The sequence below is a fragment of the Streptomyces sp. NPDC029836 genome (assembly GCF_055574495.1).
Genome location: NZ_JBVHZI010000039.1, coordinates 1 through 3,212, shown reverse-complemented (window position 1 = coordinate 3,212; position 3,212 = coordinate 1). Strand labels below are relative to the sequence as shown.

At 56.5% G+C, this 3,212-nt stretch carries 1 rRNA gene; it reads right to left on the bottom strand.

Features of this window, described 5'->3' with window-relative positions:
• Window positions 1-32: 32 nt before the first annotated feature.
• A 23S ribosomal RNA gene (locus ACZ4XJ_RS37265) occupies window positions 33-3,155 on the bottom strand.
• Between the last annotated feature and the right edge of the window lie 57 nt (window positions 3,156-3,212).

Here is a 3,212-nt window from a genome sequence, read left to right as displayed (position 1 = left end):
CTTCAGAACTAACACAGTGGACGCGAGCAACTGAGGACAAGCCCTCGGCCTATTAGTACCAGTCAGCTCCACCCGTTACCGGGCTTCCACATCTGGCCTATCAACCCAGTCGTCTACTGGGAGCCTTACCCTCTCAAGGAGGTGGGAATACTCATCTCGAAGCAGGCTTCCCGCTTAGATGCTTTCAGCGGTTATCCCTCCCGAACGTAGCCAACCAGCCATGCCCTTGGCAGGACAACTGGCACACCAGAGGTTCGTCCGTCCCGGTCCTCTCGTACTAGGGACAGCCCTTCTCAATATTCCTACGCGCACAGCGGATAGGGACCGAACTGTCTCACGACGTTCTAAACCCAGCTCGCGTACCGCTTTAATGGGCGAACAGCCCAACCCTTGGGACCGACTCCAGCCCCAGGATGCGACGAGCCGACATCGAGGTGCCAAACCATCCCGTCGATATGGACTCTTGGGGAAGATCAGCCTGTTATCCCCGGGGTACCTTTTATCCGTTGAGCGACGGCGCTTCCACAAGCCACCGCCGGATCACTAGTCCCGACTTTCGTCCCTGCTCGACCCGTCGGTCTCACAGTCAAGCTCCCTTGTGCACTTACACTCAACACCTGATTGCCAACCAGGCTGAGGGAACCTTTGGGCGCCTCCGTTACTCTTTGGGAGGCAACCGCCCCAGTTAAACTACCCATCAGACACTGTCCCTGATCCGGATCACGGACCGAGGTTAGACATCCAGCACGACCAGAGTGGTATTTCAACGGCGACTCCACAACCACTGGCGTGGCTGCTTCAAAGTCTCCCACCTATCCTACACAAGCCGAACCGAACACCAATATCAAACTATAGTAAAGGTCCCGGGGTCTTTCCGTCCTGCTGCGCGAAACGAGCATCTTTACTCGTAGTGCAATTTCACCGGGCCTATGGTTGAGACAGTCGAGAAGTCGTTACGCCATTCGTGCAGGTCGGAACTTACCCGACAAGGAATTTCGCTACCTTAGGATGGTTATAGTTACCACCGCCGTTTACTGGCGCTTAAGTTCTCAGCTTCGCACACCCGAAAGTGCACTAACCGGTCCCCTTAACGTTCCAGCACCGGGCAGGCGTCAGTCCGTATACATCGCCTTACGGCTTCGCACGGACCTGTGTTTTTAGTAAACAGTCGCTTCTCGCTGGTCTCTGCGGCCACCCCCAGCTCACGGAGTAAATCCGATCACCAGTGATGGCCCCCCTTCTCCCGAAGTTACGGGGGCATTTTGCCGAGTTCCTTAACCATAGTTCACCCGAACGCCTCGGTATTCTCTACCTGACCACCTGAGTCGGTTTAGGGTACGGGCCGCCATGAAACTCGCTAGAGGCTTTTCTCGACAGCATAGGATCATCCACTTCACCACAATCGGCTCGGCATCAGGTCTCAGCCTTAATGAGGGACGGATTTGCCTACCCCTCGGCCTACACCCTTACCCCGGGACTACCACCGCCCGGGTTGGACTACCTTCCTGCGTCACCCCATCGCTTACCTACTACCACCTTGGATCGACGGCTCCACCACTTTCCTTTCCCCGAAGGGTCCGGAACGGCTTCACGGCCTTAGCATCAATGGATTCGATATTGGGCGTTTCAAAGCGGGTACCGGAATATCAACCGGTTGTCCATCGACTACGCCTGTCGGCCTCGCCTTAGGTCCCGACTTACCCTGGGCAGATCAGCTTGACCCAGGAACCCTTAGTCAATCGGCGCACACGTTTCTCACGTGTGTATCGCTACTCATGCCTGCATTCTCACTCGTGAACCGTCCACAACTAGCTTCCGCTGCTGCTTCACCCGGCACACGACGCTCCCCTACCCATCACAGCGGGCGTTGGCCCTATTGCTGCAATGACACGACTTCGGCGGTACGCTTGAGCCCCGCTACATTGTCGGCGCGGAATCACTTGACCAGTGAGCTATTACGCACTCTTTCAAGGGTGGCTGCTTCTAAGCCAACCTCCTGGTTGTCTCTGCGACTCCACATCCTTTCCCACTTAGCGTACGCTTGGGGGCCTTAGTCGATGCTCTGGGCTGTTTCCCTCTCGACCATGGAGCTTATCCCCCACAGTCTCACTGCCACGCTCTCACTTACCGGCATTCGGAGTTTGGCTAAGGTCAGTAACCCGGTAGGGCCCATCGCCTATCCAGTGCTCTACCTCCGGCAAGAAACACGTGACGCTGCACCTAAATGCATTTCGGGGAGAACCAGCTATCACGGAGTTTGATTGGCCTTTCACCCCTAACCACAGGTCATCCCCCAGGTTTTCAACCCTGGTGGGTTCGGTCCTCCACGAAGTCTTACCTCCGCTTCAACCTGCCCATGGCTAGATCACTCCGCTTCGGGTCTAGAGCGTGCAACTCAATCGCCCTGTTCGGACTCGCTTTCGCTACGGCTTCCCCACACGGGTTAACCTCGCTACACACCGCTAACTCGCAGGCTCATTCTTCAAAAGGCACGCAGTCACGACCCATTGAGTAAACTCAATGAGCGACGCTCCCACGGCTTGTAGGCACACGGTTTCAGGTACTATTTCACTCCGCTCCCGCGGTACTTTTCACCATTCCCTCACGGTACTATCCGCTATCGGTCACCAGGGAATATTTAGGCTTAGCGGGTGGTCCCGCCAGATTCACACGGGATTTCTCGGGCCCCGTGCTACTTGGGAGATTCTTAAGCAAGCCGCTGATGTTTCGTCTACGGGGGTCTTACCCTCTACGCCGGACCTTTCGCATGTCCTTCGACTACATCAACGGTTTCTGACTCGCCGACCGGCCGGCAGACCGATCAAAAGAATTCCCACAACCCCGCATGCGCAACCCCTGCCGGGTATCACACGCATACGGTTTGGCCTCATCCGGTTTCGCTCGCCACTACTCCCGGAATCACGGTTGTTTTCTCTTCCTGAGGGTACTGAGATGTTTCACTTCCCCTCGTTCCCTCCACACTGCCTATGTGTTCAGCAGTGGGTGACAGCCCATGACGACTGCCGGGTTTCCCCATTCGGACACCCCCGGATCAAAGCTCAGTTGGCAGCTCCCCGGGGCCTATCGCGGCCTCTCACGTCCTTCATCGGTTCCTGGTGCCAAGGCATCCACCGTGTGCCCTTAAAAACTTGGCCTACAGATGCTCGCGTCCACTGTGTAGTTCTCAAGCAACGACCAGCCACCCATCACCC